The following is a 17,222-nucleotide window of genomic DNA, read 5'->3' as shown; positions in this document are numbered from 1 at the left end:
CCGACGGTCCGACACGGGCGTGTCGGTCGGTCGCCTCCCCGACGGGGGATCGCAGGAATAACCCCGGTCAGCCGGGTATCCGTGCGATCCAACGTCTCAAGGGGGGGAAGCATGTTGGGTATCAAACGCCTCGGCCTGCTGGCCGCGCTGGTGCTGGTGGGGATCGCGCCGGCCGCGGCGGCACAGGCCGCGGTGCAGCCGTCACAGCAGGACACCCAGTACCTGCAGGCCGTGCACCAGGTGAATCTGTTCGAGATCACCGCGGGTGACCTGGCCCAGCAGAAGGGCCAGAGCCAGGGGGTCAAGGACCTGGGCGCCCGGCTCAAGACGGACCACACCCAGCTCGACCAGACGGTGCAGCAGACCGCGTCGCAGCTGGGCGTGGAGTTGCCGAGTGAGCCCACCGCGGATCAGCAGTCCGTCATCGACCAGCTGAACAACGCCAGCGGCGAGGAGTTCGACCGGCTCTGGGTGACCAGTGAGCTGGCCGGCCACGTCCAGGCCATCCAGGCCACCCAGACGGAGATCTCGCAGGGCTCCGAGCAGTCGGTGGTCCAGCTGGCCCAGACCGCCCTGCCGACGCTGCAGGCGCACTACGACGCGCTGGTGCAGCTGGCGGAGCAGCTGGGCATCCCGGTGCCGCAGACCAGCGCCAGCGGTACCCCGAGCCCGGGCGGCACGACGCCGGCTCCGGGCGGCACCACCGAGACCCCGGCTCCGGGCGGCACCACCGAGTCGCCGGCTCCGGGTGGCACCGAGGAGGCGCCGGCTCCCACGCAGAGCTGACGTCCGCGCGCCACGACGGCCGGTCCATCCTCAGGGGTGGGCCGGCCGTTCGGCGTACCGCCCCGGCCGCCACCTGCCTCGCTCCGTCGGCGGCGCCCGGCGTCCGCGTCAGTCGGCGTTCGCGAGGCCGATCGCGAAGGCCTCCTCCAGATCGTGCTGGGAGTACGCCCGGAAGGCGATGTGCGACTCGGTGTTGAGCACCCCGGGCACCTTGGAGATGCTGCCGGCGATCACCTGCGCGATCTGCTCGAACTCCCGGACCCGGACCATCGCGATCAGGTCGACGTGGCCCGCCACCGAGTAGACCTCGCTGACGCCGGGCAGGTTGGCCAGGTTCTCGGCCACCTCGGGGATCGAGTCGGTGGCGCAGTCGATCAGCACGATCGCGGTGATCACGGGACATTTCTCCGTTCGTCGGCGTCGTCGCCCATGCTAGAGGCTTCCCCGGCCCGGGGACGGCGGTGTGCCGGGGACGGTGAGGGCGGTGCCGGCGCGTACCGCGTCGCGCAGGTGCTCGCCGGGGCCGACGGTGGCGCCGGGCCAGACGACTGCCCGCTCCACGTCGCCGTGCACGACGGCGCCCGCGCCGACCACCGCCGAGCGGCAGCGGCCCGTCACCGTGGCCGTCGGGTCCACCAGGTTGCCGCCGCCGGCCGCGTGCAGGTTGGCCGCCAGGTAGTCGGCCGGGGTGCCGGTGTCGTAGAAGGTGCCGGGGTACGGCACGACGGTCAGCGCGCCGGCCGCCTCCGCCGGCCGCCAGAGCGCCCGGACGAGGTCGCCGAACCCGACCGGCAGGCCCCGCACCAGCCGCCACGGCAGCAACGAGAAGCCGGTGAAGACGTGGCCGTCGAAGGTGCCCGGTGCCGCCGGGTCAGGGGCGGGCTGGCCGAGCAGGCGTACGGAGTCGCCGTCCCAGTCGTGCAGCAGCGCGGCGATGTCGGGGCCCGGGGGACGGGCCGGGTCGGCGAGGTAGGCGTCGGCGTTGCCGACCAGCACCCCGCGCCCGGCGATCCAGTCCCGCAGGTTCGCCACGCCGCCGGCGGTGCCGAGCGGGTCGCCCGGCTCGACCGAGAGGTGGGCGCGGTCCCCGACGTGGTCGACGACCTGGTCGCCGAGGTAGCAGGCGTTGACGGCGACCCGGTCGGTCCCGACCAGGCCGAGCCCGGCCAGCCGGTGCAGCGCCCGGTCGAGCAGCGGCACGTTGCCGACCGGGCAGAGCGCCTTGGGTAGCCGCTCGGTCAGCGGCCGCAGCCGGGTGCCCTCGCCGGCGGCGAGCACCACCGCGCAGACCTCCGCCCGGGCGACTGCCGGGCCGTGGCCGGTCCTGGCGGTGGGGTCCGGGACGCGGCCGGTTCCGGTGGCGGCTGCCGGGCTACGACCGGCCTCGGTGGCGGCTGCCGGGCCGCGCTCGCCGGGGGCTGCGGTCACGGCTTCTTGTCGGGCACCGGTGGCGGGAACTGCCCGGCCAGCGGCCCGATGTCGTAGTACGCGAGGAGCCGGGCCGTCGGCCAGGTCAGCTTGGGCAGGTCGTCCAGCGGGTGCCAGGCGGCCTCGTAGACCTCGGCCCCGTCGACCTTCAACTCGGTGCTCGACGCCGGTACCTCGGCGGTGAACACGACGTCCACCCAGCCCTTGGCGTGCACCACGGCGTTCGGCACGGCGGGGCTCAACTGCCGGGGCGACAGCCGGATGCCGGACTCCTCGTGCAGCTCCCGGGCGGCGCCCACCACCGGCGCCTCGCCCTTCTGCAACAGGCCGGCCGGCAGCCCCCAGCCCCTACCGGGCGGCTGACGCAGCAGCAGCAGCCGGCCCGCGCCCTCCGCCTCGCTGTCCCGGACCAGGGTGACCGCGCCGACGATGTACTTCGGCACGGCCAGCCGGACCAGGCGGCGGCGTACCGGCAGTGGCAGCCGGTAGAAGACCTGGTAGGCGACGGCTCGACCGGTGGCGCGCGAGCGGGGGATCATGCGTCCAGGCTAGTGGCCGCGAGGAGCGTTCGGACCACCCGGGCCCGGGGCGGTCACTGCCGGTGGTCCACCAGGTCGATGAGCTGGCGTACGACCGTGTCCGGTTCGATCACCCGGTCGAAGACCGCGACCAGCAGCGTCTCCAGGTCGGGGTAGCCCAACTCCTCCGACAGCCGCAGCAGCGGCAGGTCGCTGGCGAGGCCCCGGTCGTGCTTGCGCAGGGCCAGCCCGATGGTGGCCCGGCCGAGGCGGACCTTGTCGGTGATGGAGATGCCGGGCTCGGTGTGCTCGGCGAACCACCGGCTGATCTGCATCTGCGCCTGCGGCGACTTGACGAAACCGAGCCACTCCCGGCGGGGGCCACGCGGGGCGGCGTCGGCGTCGAAGCCGTTCGCCGCGTCGGTCTCGGTGAAGATCTCCACCACGTCGCCCTCGTCCAGTTCGGAGGAGAGCGGGGCCAGCCGGCCGTTGATCCGCGCCGCGAGGCAGTGGTCGCCCCGCGCGGTGCCCAACTCGTACGCGAGGTCCACCGGGGTCGCCCCGGCGGGCAGCACGACCTGTCGCCCGTCGGCGAAGACCTGGATCTGCGCCTCGGCGAGGTCGCAACGCAGCGACTCGAGGAACTGGGCCGGGTCGGCCGCGTCCTGCTCCCAGTCGAGCACCCGACGCAGCCAGTCGAGCTGCTCCGCCCGGGCCGTGCCGCCGCCGGAACGCGGGAAACGGAAGTCGGCGGCGACCCCGTACTCCGCCGAGCGGTGCATCTCCACGGTGCGGATCAGCACCTCCACGGTGCGGTTCCTGGGCCCGCAGACGGTGGTGTGCAGCGAGCGGTAGAGGTTGTTCTTGGGGGAGGCGATGAAGTCCTTGAACCGGCCGGGGACCGGCCGCCACACGCCGTGGACCGCGCCGAGCGCCGCATAGCAGTCGGTCGCCGGGCCGTCCACCACGATCACGATGCGGGGCAGGTCGAAGGGGGCGCTGTGGCCACCGGCCACGGTGTCCTTCCAGATCGAGTAGAGGTGCCGGGAGCGGGGGGTCACCGCCGCGTCCACCCGGCTGCGGCGCAGGGCCGACTTCGCGTGGGTGACCACCTCGTCGAGGTACGCGTCCCAGCCGGGCCGGTCGTGCACGTGCCGGGCGATCCGGGCGTGCTCGTCGGGCTCCAGGTGCAGCAGCACCACGTCGTCGAGCTCGCGCTTGAGCGTCTGGATTCCGAGCCGGTCGCAGAGCGGGACCAGCACCTCCTGCGTCTTGCGGGCGATCCGCTCCCGGGACGCCGCGGACCGGACGCCCAGGGTGCGCATGTTGTGCAGCCGGTCGGCCAACTTGATGATCAGGACCCGGACGTCCTTGCCGGCCGCGATGATCATCTTGCGGATCGTCTCGGCCTCGGCGGCCTTGCCGTAGAAGGCCTTGTCGAACTTGGTCACCCCGTCGACCAGGTGCGCCACCTCCGGCCCGAAGTCCTCGGCGAGCGCCTGGAGGGTGTAGCGGGTGTCCTCCACGGTGTCGTGCAGCAGCGCGGCGACCAGGGTGATGGCGTCCATGCCGATCTCGGCGCAGATCTGGGCGACCGCCAGCGGGTGCGTGATGTAGGGCTCGCCGCTCTTGCGGAACTGCCCGCGGTGCATGTTCTCCGCGATGGTGTAGGCCCGGCGCAGCACGGAGGGCTCGGTGCCGGGATGGATCGTCCGGTGGGCCCGGACGAGTTGGCTGACCGGGTCGGTGTCGGCGGTGGGCCAGCTCAGCAGCGAGCGCAGCCGGCGGGCCAGCGGCAGCTCGCCCGGTTGGGTCGGAAGCGCGCCCCCCAGGGCGGCGCCGCGTCCGGCGTCGACGTCCACGTGGGACACCTCCTCACCCCGGCTCCGCGGCCGCCGACACCCGGCAGCCGGGAGCAGGCCCACGAAACGGGCAGGACTGCACTTCTCTAACAGCCTAAGGGAGTGGAGGTAGTCCGATCGGTCACTTGGTCATGGGCGTTCGGTCGAGCTTTGGTGGGAAGCGGCGTTCTCGGCCTTGCGCAGCAGGTCGCGGAAGCGGGCCGCACCGGCCACCGGGGACGCCCACCCGGACGACATCTCCACCAGCCTGGTCTCCGGTCGCTCCAACCAGGACAGGATGCGTTCGGTCTCCTCGGCCGAGGCACGCGGGACCGGGCCGTGGCCGGGCGGGACGGTCTCGGCGGTCGCCCGGATCGCGGCGATCGTCGGTCGGGGGTGGACGCCGGGGGGTGAGACCCCCGCCCCGGCCAGCCGGCCGTGCCGCACCAGCGCCAGATCCCAGCCGCCGCGGGCCGCCGGACGCGCGGCGGCCAGCTCGGCGATCCCGGTCAGCGCCGTCAGCCGTTGCATCCGCACGGTCGCCCGCAGCACCGCCGCCAGCCGGGACCGGGCCACCGCCGCCTCCTCGTAGCGCTGGGCGTCCGAGAGCGTGTCGATCCGGGCGAGCAGGGCGTCGACCACCCGCTGCGGGTCGCTGGCGGTGGCGGTGCGGAACGGCGCGACCGCGCGGGCGTCGTACTCCTCTGGGGAGATCCGGTGCTCGCAGGGCGCCGGGCAGCGACCCAGCTCGGCCAGCGCGCAGGCCGGCGTGACCGTGCGCAGCGAGAGCCGGTGGGTGCACTGGCGCAGCGGCACGGCGTCGTGGAAACCGGCGGCGGCCAGCTCCGCCGCCCGACGGGAGCTGAACGGCCCGAGGTAGGCGGCGTCGCCGGGGGAGATGGCCCGGACCACCGACAGCCGGGGGTACGGCCCGTCGGTCAGCTTCAGCCAGAGCACCCGCTCCGGGAACTTCGACCGCCGGTTGTACGGCGGGGCGTGCGCCCCGATGAGCCGCAGCTCGCGGACCTCCGCCTCCAGCGAGTGGGCGCACTCCACCGCCTCCACCCGCTCCGCGGCGGCGAGCATCTCGGAGATGCGGGCCCGCTTCTCCGCCGCCGTGAAGTAGCTGCGCACCCGGGTGGCGATGTCGCCGGAGGTGCCGACGTAGAGCGGCCGGTCGTCGGCGGCCCGGAAGATGTAGACCCCCGGCGCCTTGGGCAGGCCCTCGGCCAGGTGCCGCTTGCGCCGCTGGGTGGGGGTGACCGCCCGGGCGAACTCGATGGCGTCGCCGACGGTGTCGACCCGGTGCCCGCCGAGGCGGGCGATCAGCCCGTGCAGCACGTCGACGGTGGCCTTGGCGTCGTCGAGGGCCCGGTGGGTCGGCTGGGTGGCGGTGCGGAAGTAGGCCGCGAGGGTGCCGAGCTTGCGGTTGGGCACCTCGTCGCGGGTGAGCACCCGACGGGCCAGCGCGGCGGTGTCGAGGACCCGCGGGTTGGGCCAGCGGTAGCCGTGCTTCGCGCACGCGGCCTTGAGGAAGCCCACGTCGTAGGGGGCGTTGTGGGCGACCAGCACGGCGTCGGTGATGAACTCCAGGAAGCTCGGCAGCACCTGCTCGATCGGCGGGGCCGGCACCAGCATGGCCTGGGTGATGCCGGTGAGCACGGTGATGAACGGGGGGATGGGCACGCCGGGGTTGACCAGGGTGGCCAGCACGCCCAGCTCCTCGCCGCCGCGCACCTTGACCGCGCCGATCTCGGTGATCCCGCCGCCGTCCGGCGCGCCGCCGGTGGTCTCCAGGTCGACCACCACGAACGTCGTCGCGTACAGCGGCAGCGCCGGGTCGACCCCGCCCGCGCCGGGGTCGAAACCGGCCAGCGGCTCCTGGACGTACTCGGTCTGTGCCATCGGCGGCACGCTAACGGTCCGGTCCGACACTCCCGTCCCAACGGCATCAGACATCACCACCGGTCTAGGATGAGAGATCGGCTCACTCACCGGGCGGTGGGCCCGGTCGCGGTGGGAGACTTGCCACATGCCCCTCACCGAGCCGCACGACGACCACCTCCGGCAGGAGGATCCGGTCGACGCTGCGCGCGACCCCGGTGAGGGCGCCCCCGCCGGGACCACCCCGCCCGGCGCCGCGGCCGCCGCGGCTTCGGCGCCCGAGTCCGAGGCGTCCGATTTTGCAGCGCCCGAGCCTGCGGCGTCGGCTTCCGAGCCTGAGGCGCCTGCGCCTGCGGCGTCGGCGTCCGAGCCTGAGACGTCTGCGTCGGCGCCCGAGCCTGAGGCTGCCGAGCCTGAGGCGGCGGCGCCCGAGCCGGAGCCCGTGCTGCCGGAGGCGGTCAGGCAGCGCATCGTGGCGCTCACCGCGACGGTGCTGCCCGGGCTGCCCGCCGACGAGGTGCCGGTCCCGCTGCGCCGGGTCGCCAAGTTCGCCCCCAACCGCCGGGCCCGGCTCGGCGCCCCGGCCATCGCCGCCCAGCTCGCCGCGGACCCGCTGTTCCGCCAACGGATCACCGCCCGGGTCCTCGCCGACACCGGCGACCTGGGCGCCGCCGTGCTGGAGGGCACCGCGCCGGCCGCCGCCGACCCGGTCGAGGTGGCCGCGCTGGCCTACCTGGCCCGCCCCCGGGGCTGGCGGGAGCTGATCGAGGCCAGCGGCGCGGCGGTCCGCGCCGAGGCCGACAGCGCGGTGGTCGCCGAGCTGGTCCGCGAGGCCGAGCAGCGGGCCACCCGCGCCGAGCACGACCGGGCGGTGGCCCGGGTCGAGGCGGAGAAGCTCCGCGACGAGCTGGCCCGGGTCCGCGAGGAGCTCGGCCAGCTGCGCGAGGAGAGCCGGCAGCTGACCCGGTCGCTGCGCGAGACGCAGGCCCGCGAGCGCAAGGCCACCGAACTGCTCGCCACCGAGCGGGGGCGGGCCGCCCGCGCGACGGCGGACGCCGACGCCGAGCTGCGCCGGGTGCGGGCCCGGCTGGCCGAGGCGGAGGCGGCGGCGGGGGTCGCCCGGGCCAGCGCCAAGGAGGCCCGCTCCGTCGACGACGCCCGGCTCTGGCTGCTGCTGGAGACCATCGGGCAGGCCGCCGTCGGGCTGCGCCGCGAGCTGGCGCTCGACCCGGTCGACAAGCTGCCCGCGGACTTCGTCGCCGACGCCTTCGCCGACCAGACCGCCGCCCCGGCCGCCGGCGCCGCGACGCGCGCCCGGGACACCGACGACCCGGCCCGCCTCGACCAGCTGCTCGCCCTGCCCCGGGCGCACCTCGTCGTCGACGGCTACAACGTGACCAAGCGCGGCTTCGGCGAGATGTCCCTGGAACAGCAGCGCAAGCGGCTGATCACCGGCCTGGGCGGGATCGCCGCGCAGACCGGCGACGAGGTCACGGTGGTCTTCGACGGCGCCGAACGGATGCACGGCCTGCCGCCGGCGCCGCGCGGCGTACGGGTGCTCTTCTCCCGCAAGGGGGAGACCGCCGACGAGCTGATCCGGCGCCTGGTGCGCGCCGAGCCGCCGGGACGGCCGGTGGTCGTGGTCTCCTCCGACCGGGAGGTCGCCGACGGCGTACGCCGGCACGGGGCGTACCCGCTCGGTGCCGACTCGCTGCTGCGCCGCCTGGCCCGCTCCTGATCGGGGTGCTTGATCGCTTTCGGGCCGTCCGCGACCGGTTGTCCCTTTTCTGTCGTACCCCCTGCCTACCGTCGTGGTGACGGACGGTGCTCGGGCGGCGACGGTGACGCCGCGCCCGGTCACCGCAGCGCATCAGGAGGCGAGATGCTCATCGACTGCGCGGGGTGCGGTATCCGGGGGACCGGCTGCGGCGACTGCCTGGTGACCGCCCTGCTCGACGATTCGTCCCCGGCCGCCGGGCTGGACGGCGCGGAGGCCCGGGCCATCGAGGTGTTCGCCCGGGCCGGGTTCGAGGTGGAGGTCCTGCCCGCTCCCGGGCCGGCCGGGCGGCGCACCCGACGCCGCCGCGTCGCGTGACGGGCCACGGCCGGTGCCCCGACTACGCCCGTTCCCCGGGCCGGTGGCTCGGGGAACGGGCGTCGGTGACGACGGTCAGCGGGACGGGTCCCGGTTGAACAGCTTCTTCGACCAGAGATAGCCGACCAGCGCGATGGCGGCGCACCAGGCCGCCGCGAGCGCGGCGTTCGTCCCCACCGGCCCGCCGGTCAACAGGCCACGCAGGGTCTCGATGATGGGGGTGAAGGGCTGATACTCGGCGAACTGCCGCAGCCCGTCGGGCATCGAGTCGGTGGGCACGAACCCGCTGCCGATGAAGGGCAGGTAGGTCAGCGGCATGGGGAGGTTGCTCGCCGTCTCGACGCTCTTGGAGACCAGCCCCAGCGCGACCGAGAGCCAGATGAAGGCGAAGGCGGTCATGACCAGCACGCCGGCGGCCGCCAGCCAGGCCAGCGCCCCCGTCGTGGGTCGGAATCCGATAAGCAGGGCGACCCCGGTGACCATCGCCAGGCCGAGCATGCTCTGCGCCAGGCTGGCCAGCACGTGGCCGGTCAGCACCGACGCCCGGGCGATCGCCATGGTCCGGAAGCGGGCGATGATGCCCTCGGTCATGTCCATCGCGACCGACACCGCCGTCCCGGTGGCCGCCAGGCCGGCGGTCATCAGCAGGATCCCCGGGGTGACGTAGTTGACGTAGTCGCCCCGGTCGCCCGCACCGCCGCCCAGCCCGGCGCCGAGGGTGCCGCCGAAGACGTAGACGAACAACAGCAGCAGCATGACGGGCATGCCGACGAGCAGCACCGTCATCGACGGGTAGCGCACCCAGCGGCGCAGGTTGCGGCGCAGCATCGTGCCGGAGTCGCGGACGGCGTACGTCACAGTGCTCATCGGGGGGTTCCCACCTTCTCGGGCTGGCCGGTGAGGGCCAGGAAGACGTCGTCGAGATCGGGCGTGTGCACCGACAGCGACTCCACGGCGATCGACTCGCTGTCCAACAGGTCGAGCAGGTCCCGCAGCGACCGGACCCCGCCGTCGCCGGGCACGTGCAGGGTGAGCTCGGCGGCGTCGCGGGACTGCCCGGGCAGCACCCGGACGGCCGTGTCGAACGCGGCCCGGTCGGCGAAACGCAGGCTGACGTGCCCGCCGGGGACGAGCCGCTTGAGCTCCGCCGGGCTGCCCTCCGCCACCAGGCGGCCGTGGTCGAGCACGGCGATCCGGTCGGCGAGCTGGTCCGCCTCCTCCAGGTACTGGGTGGTGAGGAGGATGGTGACGCCGTCCGCCACCAGGTCCCGGACGATCTGCCACATGGCCTGCCGGCTGCGCGGGTCGAGCCCCGTGGTGGGCTCGTCGAGGAAGACGACGCGGGGGCGGCCGACCAGACCCATGGCCAGGTCGAGTCGCCGGCGCATCCCGCCGGAGTAGCTGCCGGCGGGCTTGCCGGCCGCCTCGACCAGGTCGAACATCCTGAGCAGGCCCCGCGCGCGCTGCCGTCCCTCCGCCCGGGGCAGGTGGTGCAGGTCGGCCATGAGCCGCAGGTTCTCCTCGCCGGTGAGCAGTCCGTCGACGGCGGAGAACTGGCCGGTCACGCCGATCGCGGCGCGTACCGCGTCGGGCTCCCGCGTGACGTCGTGACCGGCCACCCGCGCCTCGCCGGAGTCGGCGCGGATCAGGGTGGACAGGATCTGCACGATGGTGGTCTTGCCGGCGCCGTTGGGGCCGAGCAGGGCGAAGATCGTCCCTGCGGCGACGGTGAGGTCGATCCCGTCGAGCACCACGTGGTCGCCGAAGGACTTCCGGAGGGCGGTGACCGTGATGGCCGCCGGGGCCGAGCTGGGTGGCATGTCTTCTCCTTCACGCCGGCCGTCGGGCCGGTCGGGGCGGGCCGGCCGTCGGGGCCGGTCGGGCGGGCGGGCGGAGCGGTGGTTCAGCAGCGGCGGATCACGATGTCGCCGAAGGAGGTCCGGGCGGTCACCCGCACGGCACCCTCGGGCTCGCCGGGCGGTTCGTACGCCTCGAGGTGGTTGTCCACGCGGCCGAGCTGGGTGTGCAGGTCGAGCAGGGCGGCGGTGCCGGAGCGGACGCCGATGTCGAGCCCGCCGGTCGCGGTGCGGACCGACACCGTGCCCGCCGAGACCTCGCCGATGCGGATGTCGCCGTTGGCGGCCGTGGCGGTGACCGGACCGTGCGCCCGGTCCACGGTGGTCTCGCCGTTGGCGGCCTTCACCCGCACCTCGCCGGTGACCGTGCCGAGCCAGCTGTCGCCGTTGGAGTTCTTGACCACGGCGTCGCCGTCGACCTGCTGCACCTGGATCCGTCCTGACCCGGTGCTGATCCGGGCCGCACCGGCCACCTGCCCGACGCGGACGCCGCCGGCGGAGGTGTCGAGGTCGACGTCGGCGGTCTGCTCCAGCTGGATGTCGCCGGTCGCGATCCGGACCCGGCAGCTGCCGAGCCGGCCGCTGCCGCGGAACGCCGCCACGGAGGCGTCGCCGTGCAGGTGCGAGCCGGTGGGCAACCCGATCGTCACGTCGACCGAGCCGGGCTTGCCGAACAGCCCGAACCCGCGCTGCCGGGGCGACCTGACGACGAGCCGGCCGTCGGCGTACTCCACCCGGGTCTGTTCGGCGGCCCGTACGTCGGCTTCGGTGGCGGCGTTGCTCGGGCGGACCTCGACGTGCGTGTCGGTGCGGTCGGTGGCGGTGAGCTGGACGTCACCGACGACGAGGTCGACGGTGGCCGAGATGGGGGTCGGGGTGTCGAATGTGGGCACGGCGCAGTCCCTTCTGGCGGGTGGACGTCCCGGAGCGGGACGGATGGTCGGAGGCGTGCGGCGGACCGGCGGGCGGCTCAGCGGGCCCAGCCGGTGTAGCGCTCCCCGCTGAACGGGGCGCGTCGCTGCGGCTGCCGGCCCGCCCCGCTGGACGCCACCGCGGCCGTGGCCGCCCGGACCAGCCAGGCGTTGACCGAGAGGCCGTCGCGGGCGGCCGCCTCCTCGATGCGGCTCTTGAGGTGTTCGGATAGGCGGAAGCTGATCCGCGAGGTGGCGCCCTCCTCGGCGTCCGCCGCCGGCGGGACGGCCGGCTCGGGGGCCCCGGCCTCGCCCGGCAGCTCCGGGCCGGCCGGTGGTGGCGTCACGACGAAGCTCGGCTCCCGCCCGCGCAGGCGCAGCTCGACCGACCCGGGGGCCAGGTCGCGGGTGATCTCGGCCGCCGCCGCGGTCAGCGCGTCCAGGAGCGCCAGCCGGAGCGCCGAGTCGAGCGGCCCCGCCAGTCGTTCGGCGAGTGCGCGGGCCTCGTCGCCGCCGAGTTCGGCGACGCCGGCCAGTTCCTGCCGGAGGTTGTCGACATACGACGTCAGGTCCATGACGTCACTATGGCATCAAGATGACGTCATGGCAAGCCGTAATGACTTCGGATGGCGTCATGATGGCAATCGGTGACGTCAGGAGGTGGATCCGCCGCCGGGACGTGGCCTGCCGGGCCGCGCGGGCGGCGGCGCGGCGGGCAATAGGATGGGCGGTCACGGCGGAGGGAGCGGCGGCATGACGCGGGTACGGATGCGCACTGCTCGCGACGACGCGGCGCCAGGACGGCTGCGGTGACCCCGCGCGGCTGGGCGCTGCTGACCCTCGCCGGGCTGACCCTCGCCCTCCTCGTCGCGGCGGCGCTGCTGATCCCGTGGCACCGGCCGCCGGCCCCCCGGGCCGACCAGCTCGCCGCGCTGGGCGACCTCCCCGCCGAGCAGGTGGCCCGCAGCCGGGAGTTCCGCTCCGCGCTGCGCCCCGCCGGCTGGGTCGCCATCGCGATCGGCCTGCTGGTGGCCCTGCTGCTCGGCCTGACCCCGCTGGGCAGCCGGCTCGTCGAGCTGGCCGGGCGCCCGTTCGGCGACCACTGGGCCGCCCAGGCCGTCCTCGGCGGGCTCGCCGTGGTGCTCGTCGCCGACCTGGTGACCCTCCCGTTCGCCGCCTGGCGGCAGGCCGTGCTCACCCGCTACGGACTGAGCACCAACGGCTGGAGCGGCTGGACCGCCGACCTGCTCAAGTCGTACGCCGTCAGCGCCGTCATCGGAGCGGTGGCGCTGCTCGGCTTCTACACCGTCGTCCGGCTGTCGCCGCGCTGGTGGTGGGCGTTCGGCGCGGCCGGCGCGGCGACCCTGGTGGTGCTGCTCTCCTTCGTGCTGCCGGTGCTCGTGGAACCGGTCTTCAACAGGTTCACCCCGATGGAACAGGGCCCGCTGCGCACCGAGCTGACGCAGCTGGCGGCCCGGGACGGGGTCCCGGTGCGCGACGTGCTGGTCGCCGACGCCTCGCGCCGCACCCGGGCGGTCAACGCGTACGTCTCCGGGCTCGGGCCGACCCGGCGGGTGGTGGTCTACGACACGCTGCTGCGCGAGGCGACGCCGGCCGAGGTGACCGCCGTGGTGGCCCACGAGCTGGGGCACGCCAAGGACCGGGACGTCGCGGTCGGCACGCTGACCGGTGCGCTGGGCGCCGCCGCCGCGGTGGTCGCGCTCTACCTGCTCGGCTCCGCCGGCCCGCTGCTGCGGCTGGCCGGCGTCGACTCGGTCGCCCAGCCGCGCGCGTTCCCCCTGCTGGTGGCCCTGGTGACGGTGGCCGGGCTGGTCTCCGCGCCGGCGCAGGCGCTGATGTCGCGGCGGGTGGAGGCGCGCGCCGACGCGCACGCGCTCGCGTTGACCGGCGACCCGGCCGCCTTCGAGGCGATGCAGCGGCGGCTCGCCGGCATCAACCTCGCCGACCCCGATCCGCCACGCTGGGAGTACCTCTACTCCGCCACGCACCCGTCCACGGTCGAGCGGATGGCCGCCGCCCGCGCCCACGCCAGGGAGGCCGGCCGATGAGCCGTACGCTGCTGATCACCAACGACTTCCCGCCGCGCCCCGGCGGGATCCAGTCCTTCGTGCACAACCTCGCGGTGCGCCAGCCCGCCGGCTCGGTGGTCGTCTACGCCTCGACGTGGCGGGGCGCGGAGAAGTTCGACGCCGACCAGCCGTTCGAGGTGGTCCGGGACCGCACGCGGGTGCTGCTGCCCACGCCGCTCGTGGCCCGCCGGGCCGCCCGCCTGGCGCGCGCGTACGACTGCGACACGGTGTGGTTCGGCGCGGCGGCTCCCCTCGGGCTGCTCGCCGCGGGCCTGCGCCGCCGGACGGGCATCCGCCGGGCGGTGGCGCTGACCCACGGGCACGAGGTCGGCTGGGCCGCGCTGCCGGCCGCCCGGGCCGCGTTGCGGCGAATCGGGCGCGGCGTCGACGTGACGACCTACCTGGGCGAGTACACCCGGGTGCGGCTGGAGCGGGCGCTGCACGGGGTGACCGAGCTGCACCGGCTCGCCCCCGGGGTGGACGTGGACGCCTACCACCCGTCGGTCGACGGCGAACCGGTCCGGCTCCGGCTCGGGCTGGCCGACCGCCCGGTGGTGGTCTGCGTGTCCCGGCTGGTGCCGCGCAAGGGGCAGGACATGCTGATCCGGGCGATGCCCGAGATCCGCCGCCGGGTGCCCGACGCCGCGCTGCTCGTGGTCGGGGGCGGGCCCTACCGGGCCACGTTGGAGAAGCTGGCCCGCCAGACGGGCGTCGATCGGGACGTGGTCTTCACCGGCTCGGTGCCGTCGGCCGAGCTGCCGGCCCACTACGCCGCCGGCGACGTCTACGCCATGCCCTGCCGCACCCGCAACCGGGGTCTGGACGTCGAGGGGCTCGGGATCGTCTACCTGGAGGCCTCCGCGACCGGCCTGCCGGTGGTCGCCGGCGACTCCGGTGGCGCGCCGGACGCGGTCCGCGAGGGCGAGACCGGTTTCGTGGTCCGTGGCCGCGACGTCGCCCAGCTCGCCGACCGGGTGGCCACGCTGCTCGCCGACCGGGACCTGGCCCGCCAGTTCGGCGCGGCCGGTCGCGCGTGGGTGGAGCGGGAGTGGCGCTGGGAGGCGCAGGCGCAGCGGATGGCCGCCCTGCTCGCCGGCTGACGGCGCCGCGGTCTCAGCGCAGGCGGGCCAGGACGCGCTCGGCGGAGTCCGGGCGGCCGAAGTGCCAGCCCTGGCCGGCGTCGCAGTCGATCGCCCGCAGCCGCTCCGCCTGCCCGGCGGTCTCCACGCCCTCGGCGGTGACGGTCAGATCCAGCGCGTGCGCCAGCGAGACGAGCGAGGCGAGGATCCGCTCGTCGGCCCGGGCCTCCGGCGCCCGCAGCCCGGCCACGAACTCCCCGGCCACCTTCAGCTCGGTCACCGGCAGGTTCCGCAGGTACGCCAGGTTGCAGTAGCCGGTGCCGAAGTCGTCGATGGCGATCCGGACGCCGAGGTCGGCGAGCACCCGCAGCGCCCGGACCGGCTCCTCGGCTGTGCTCATCATGGTGCTCTCGGTGATCTCCAACTGGAGCCGCTCCGGCGACAGCCCGGTGTGCCGCAGCAGCGCGCGCACCTCCTGGACCAGACCGGCGCGGCGTACCTGCCGCACCGCCAGGTTGACGCTGACGAACGGGGCGGGCCCGGTGCCGACGGCCCAGCTCTCGGCCTGCCGGCACGCCTCGGCCAGCACCCAGCCGCCGAGCGGGACGATCAGCCCGGTCTCCTCGGCCAGCCCGATGAAGCTGTCGGGCCGTAGGACGCCCAGCTCCGGGTGCCGCCAGCGCACCAGGGCCTCCATGCCGAGAACCCGGCCGTCGCGCAGCGAGGTCAGCGGCTGGAAGTCGAGGTAGAACTCGCCCCGCTCCAGCGCCGCGGGGATGGCCGCGGAAAGCGCGTACCGGGCCAGGTCCTGGCGGTCCCGGTCGGCGTCGTAGAGCGCCCAGCGGGCGCCACCGGCAGCCTTCGCCCAGTGCAGCGTGCTGTCGGCCGCCCGCATCAGGTCACCGGGGGAGGTGCCGGCGACCTCCCGCTCGACGATGCCGATGCTCGCCGAGACGCTCAGCTCGTGCCCGTCCACCAGCACCGGCTCGCGTACCGCCGCGAGGGCGGCCTCGGCGACGGCGACGGCGTCGTCGGTGCCGGTGGTGCCCTCGACCAGGACGACGAACTCGTCCCCGCCGAGCCGGGCGACCAGGTGCCCGTCGAGGGCCAGGCGGAGCCGGTCCGCCACGGCCACCAGCAGCCCGTCGCCGACCTGGTGCCCGTGCGAGTCGTTGACCACCTTGAAGCGGTCGAGGTCGAGGAAGCAGACGCCGAGGCGCGCCGAGCCCCCGGCGGGCGAGTCGATGGCCGCGCTGAGGCGCTCCGTCAACAGCGTGCGGTTGGGCAGGTCGGTCAGCGGGTCGTGGGTGGCCTGGTGGCGGAAGCGCGCCTCGCTGCTGCGCAACGCCCGCTCGGCCTCCGCCCGGGCGGTCATCGCGGCCCGGCGGATCGTCTCCTGCTCGTCCAGCGTCCGGTCCCGCATCGCGCGGGCGTAACCGGTGGTCACGGCGGCCAGCAGCCGGGCCAGCCGGTCCTTGACCTCCTCCTCCACCAGCCCGAGGTCGCGGGCCAGCCGGAGCTGGACGACCTCGACCGTACGACCCAGCGCCTCGGCCGAGGCGATGTGGGCGGCCACCAGTTCGGTGCCCACCCGGTGGCCGACCCGCAGGTCGATCGGCTCGGCCAGCAGCGCCGCCGCGAGTTCCTCGGTGAGGCGTTGCAGCAGCGCCTCCAGCTGGGCCTGGGTCATCGGCAGGTAACTGGTGCCGGAGACGGCCTTGGCCCATGCCCGGGCGAAGGTGCCCGGGCAGGACGGGTGCCGCACGGTGGTGCCGGTCGGGGCGACGGTGGTCGCCCCGGGCGGCTCAGCCACCGAGTCGCCCGACGCCGCCGATGAAGGCCGCCCGCTCGGCGTCCTCGGCGCTGTCGGGGGAATCCGGGCGCCACTGCGGCACCCAGACCACGCCGGGGTCGACCAGCTCGAAGCCGTCGAAGAGGGCGGTGAGTTCGCCGCGGCTGCGGATCCACAGCGGATTGTCGGTCCGCCGGTAGACCCGTTCGGCGTCGGCCAGCTCGTCGTCGCCACGGCCGTCGCCGCTGGTCTGCGACAGCACCAGGTAGCTGCCCGGCGCCAGCGCCTCGCGCAGCGTCCGCAGCAGTTCGGCCGGCCGGTCGTCGTCGGGCACGAAGTGCAGCACCGCCACGATCATCACGGCGATCGGCTGGTCGAAGTCGAGCAGCCGGCGGACGTCGGGGTGGGCGACGATGCGCTCGGGACGGCGCAGGTCCTCCTGCACCACGACGGCGCGGTCGTTGCCCTCCAGGATCTCCCGGCTGTGGGCCACCGCCACCGGGTCCACGTCGACGTAGACCACCCGGGCGTCGGGGGCGTCGCGCTGGGCGATCTCGTGCACGTTACCGACGGTCGGGATGCCCGAGCCGATGTCCAGGAACTGCCGGACGCCGGCGTCGAGGAGGAACTGCACCGCCCGGCGGAGGAACGCCCGGTTCGCCTGCGCCATCAGCGGGGCCTCCGGCACCGCCGCCACCATCGCCTGGGCCGCCGCCCGGTCGACCGCGAAGTTGTGCGAGCCGCCGAGGTAGTAGTCGTACATGCGGGCCACGCTGGGGCGTTCGATGTCGATCTCGTCGGGTGCCCAGTCCGGCCGCTGCATGCGTTCACCCCTCCTGTCGGTGTGCGGGACACCGTTGCCCGCGCCGGTATTCTGCCGGCTGACCGCCCGGGAGACCATAGCGCGCCGCGAGCCCTTCGACGCCGCCGCTCGATGCGACG

At 74.9% G+C, this 17,222-nt stretch carries 16 protein-coding genes; 5 read left to right on the top strand and 11 right to left on the bottom strand.

Annotation, left to right across the window (positions count from 1 at the left end):
- Positions 1-111 precede the first annotated feature (111 nt).
- Positions 112-786, top strand: a complete 675-nt coding sequence (locus ACLQ20_RS15770; protein WP_151454489.1) for a DUF4142 domain-containing protein — start codon at positions 112-114, stop codon at positions 784-786.
- Between the two features lie 108 nt (positions 787-894).
- On the opposite strand, the gene ACLQ20_RS15765 is transcribed toward ACLQ20_RS15770, so the two are convergent.
- The 5 genes from ACLQ20_RS15765 to ACLQ20_RS15745 form a co-directional block, all read right to left on the bottom strand.
- Entirely contained in the window at positions 895-1,182 is a 288-nt protein-coding gene (locus tag ACLQ20_RS15765) for an Lrp/AsnC family transcriptional regulator (RefSeq protein ID WP_088999172.1), read from the bottom strand.
- A gap of 36 nt (positions 1,183-1,218) precedes the next feature.
- A complete protein-coding gene (locus tag ACLQ20_RS15760; RefSeq protein ID WP_327031265.1) occupies positions 1,219-2,067 on the bottom strand; it encodes a nucleotidyltransferase family protein in 849 nt (282 codons plus the stop codon).
- A gap of 143 nt (positions 2,068-2,210) precedes the next feature.
- Complete coding sequence (locus ACLQ20_RS15755; protein WP_132236153.1) at positions 2,211-2,753, bottom strand: NUDIX domain-containing protein; 543 nt, start codon at positions 2,751-2,753, stop codon at positions 2,211-2,213.
- Between the two features lie 53 nt (positions 2,754-2,806).
- Positions 2,807-4,594 (bottom strand): RelA/SpoT family protein, encoded by a 1,788-nt coding sequence (locus ACLQ20_RS15750; RefSeq protein WP_425856428.1) that lies wholly within the window; start codon positions 4,592-4,594, stop codon positions 2,807-2,809.
- A gap of 129 nt (positions 4,595-4,723) precedes the next feature.
- On the bottom strand, positions 4,724-6,478 hold the full coding sequence (locus tag ACLQ20_RS15745) for a DEDD exonuclease domain-containing protein (RefSeq protein WP_425856139.1): 1,755 nt from the start codon (positions 6,476-6,478) through the stop codon (positions 4,724-4,726).
- Between the two features lie 127 nt (positions 6,479-6,605).
- Between ACLQ20_RS15745 and ACLQ20_RS15740 the strand changes: the two genes are divergently transcribed.
- Together ACLQ20_RS15740 and ACLQ20_RS15735 are read left to right on the top strand one after the other, a co-directional pair.
- On the top strand, positions 6,606-8,195 hold the full coding sequence (locus ACLQ20_RS15740; protein ID WP_425856138.1) for an NYN domain-containing protein: 1,590 nt from the start codon (positions 6,606-6,608) through the stop codon (positions 8,193-8,195).
- 144 nt (positions 8,196-8,339) lie between these two features.
- The gene (locus ACLQ20_RS15735) at positions 8,340-8,552 is read left to right on the top strand and encodes a hypothetical protein (protein WP_151454486.1); all 213 of its coding nucleotides are present in this window, start codon (positions 8,340-8,342) and stop codon (positions 8,550-8,552) included.
- Positions 8,553-8,627: 75 nt separating this feature from the next.
- On the opposite strand, the gene ACLQ20_RS15730 is transcribed toward ACLQ20_RS15735, so the two are convergent.
- The 4 genes from ACLQ20_RS15730 to ACLQ20_RS15715 all read right to left on the bottom strand — a co-directional run bounded on the left by ACLQ20_RS15730 (position 8,628) and on the right by ACLQ20_RS15715 (position 11,894).
- On the bottom strand, positions 8,628-9,419 hold the full coding sequence (locus ACLQ20_RS15730) for an ABC transporter permease (protein WP_151454485.1): 792 nt from the start codon (positions 9,417-9,419) through the stop codon (positions 8,628-8,630).
- Positions 9,416-10,372 carry an ATP-binding cassette domain-containing protein gene (locus tag ACLQ20_RS15725; protein WP_425856137.1) on the bottom strand — a complete coding sequence of 319 codons (957 nt, stop codon included), beginning with the start codon at positions 10,370-10,372 and terminating at the stop codon, positions 9,416-9,418. Before ACLQ20_RS15725 ends, ACLQ20_RS15730 begins: the two co-directional genes overlap by 4 nt.
- Before the next feature lie 83 nt (positions 10,373-10,455).
- On the bottom strand, positions 10,456-11,301 hold the full coding sequence (locus tag ACLQ20_RS15720; protein WP_151454483.1) for a DUF4097 family beta strand repeat-containing protein: 846 nt from the start codon (positions 11,299-11,301) through the stop codon (positions 10,456-10,458).
- A gap of 77 nt (positions 11,302-11,378) precedes the next feature.
- Complete coding sequence (locus ACLQ20_RS15715) at positions 11,379-11,894, bottom strand: hypothetical protein (RefSeq protein WP_151454482.1); 516 nt, start codon at positions 11,892-11,894, stop codon at positions 11,379-11,381.
- 234 nt (positions 11,895-12,128) lie between these two features.
- Here ACLQ20_RS15715 and ACLQ20_RS15710 point away from each other — a divergent pair, with 234 nt between their 5' ends.
- Both ACLQ20_RS15710 and ACLQ20_RS15705 read left to right on the top strand, forming a co-directional pair.
- A complete protein-coding gene (locus tag ACLQ20_RS15710; protein ID WP_151454481.1) occupies positions 12,129-13,388 on the top strand; it encodes a M48 family metallopeptidase in 1,260 nt (419 codons plus the stop codon).
- Positions 13,385-14,509 carry a glycosyltransferase family 4 protein gene (locus tag ACLQ20_RS15705; protein WP_132236171.1) on the top strand — a complete coding sequence of 375 codons (1,125 nt, stop codon included), beginning with the start codon at positions 13,385-13,387 and terminating at the stop codon, positions 14,507-14,509. The genes ACLQ20_RS15710 and ACLQ20_RS15705 overlap by 4 nt, the downstream gene beginning before the upstream one ends.
- Before the next feature lie 13 nt (positions 14,510-14,522).
- Here the strand turns inward: ACLQ20_RS15705 and ACLQ20_RS15700 are convergent, their stop codons facing one another.
- Complete coding sequence (locus tag ACLQ20_RS15700) at positions 14,523-16,178, bottom strand: putative bifunctional diguanylate cyclase/phosphodiesterase (RefSeq protein WP_425856426.1); 1,656 nt, start codon at positions 16,176-16,178, stop codon at positions 14,523-14,525.
- Positions 16,179-16,293: 115 nt separating this feature from the next.
- A complete protein-coding gene (locus tag ACLQ20_RS15695; RefSeq protein WP_151454480.1) occupies positions 16,294-17,103 on the bottom strand; it encodes an SAM-dependent methyltransferase in 810 nt (269 codons plus the stop codon).
- Between the last annotated feature and the right edge of the window lie 119 nt (positions 17,104-17,222).

The organism is Micromonospora sp. DT46 (assembly GCF_049841735.1).
GTDB lineage: Bacteria > Actinomycetota > Actinomycetes > Mycobacteriales > Micromonosporaceae > Micromonospora > Micromonospora reichwaldensis.
The sequence above is the reverse complement of the archived record's forward strand: the minus strand, read 5'-3'. Positions and strand labels throughout refer to the sequence as shown.

Excerpts from the sequence above, each read along its gene's own strand:
- ACLQ20_RS15770 (WP_151454489.1), top strand. The coding sequence starts at position 112 with ATGTTGGGTATCAAACGCCTCGGCCTGCTGGCCGCGCTGGTGCTGGTG.
- ACLQ20_RS15755 (WP_132236153.1), bottom strand. The coding sequence starts at position 2,753 with ATGATCCCCCGCTCGCGCGCCACCGGTCGAGCCGTCGCCTACCAGGTC.
- ACLQ20_RS15745 (WP_425856139.1), bottom strand. The coding sequence starts at position 6,478 with ATGGCACAGACCGAGTACGTCCAGGAGCCGCTGGCCGGTTTCGACCCC.
- ACLQ20_RS15740 (WP_425856138.1), top strand. The coding sequence starts at position 6,606 with ATGCCCCTCACCGAGCCGCACGACGACCACCTCCGGCAGGAGGATCCG.
- ACLQ20_RS15735 (WP_151454486.1), top strand. The coding sequence starts at position 8,340 with ATGCTCATCGACTGCGCGGGGTGCGGTATCCGGGGGACCGGCTGCGGC.
- ACLQ20_RS15730 (WP_151454485.1), bottom strand. The coding sequence starts at position 9,419 with ATGAGCACTGTGACGTACGCCGTCCGCGACTCCGGCACGATGCTGCGC.
- ACLQ20_RS15725 (WP_425856137.1), bottom strand. The coding sequence starts at position 10,372 with ATGCCACCCAGCTCGGCCCCGGCGGCCATCACGGTCACCGCCCTCCGG.
- ACLQ20_RS15715 (WP_151454482.1), bottom strand. The coding sequence starts at position 11,894 with ATGGACCTGACGTCGTATGTCGACAACCTCCGGCAGGAACTGGCCGGC.
- ACLQ20_RS15705 (WP_132236171.1), top strand. The coding sequence starts at position 13,385 with ATGAGCCGTACGCTGCTGATCACCAACGACTTCCCGCCGCGCCCCGGC.
- ACLQ20_RS15700 (WP_425856426.1), bottom strand. The coding sequence starts at position 16,178 with ATGACCCAGGCCCAGCTGGAGGCGCTGCTGCAACGCCTCACCGAGGAA.
- ACLQ20_RS15695 (WP_151454480.1), bottom strand. The coding sequence starts at position 17,103 with ATGCAGCGGCCGGACTGGGCACCCGACGAGATCGACATCGAACGCCCC.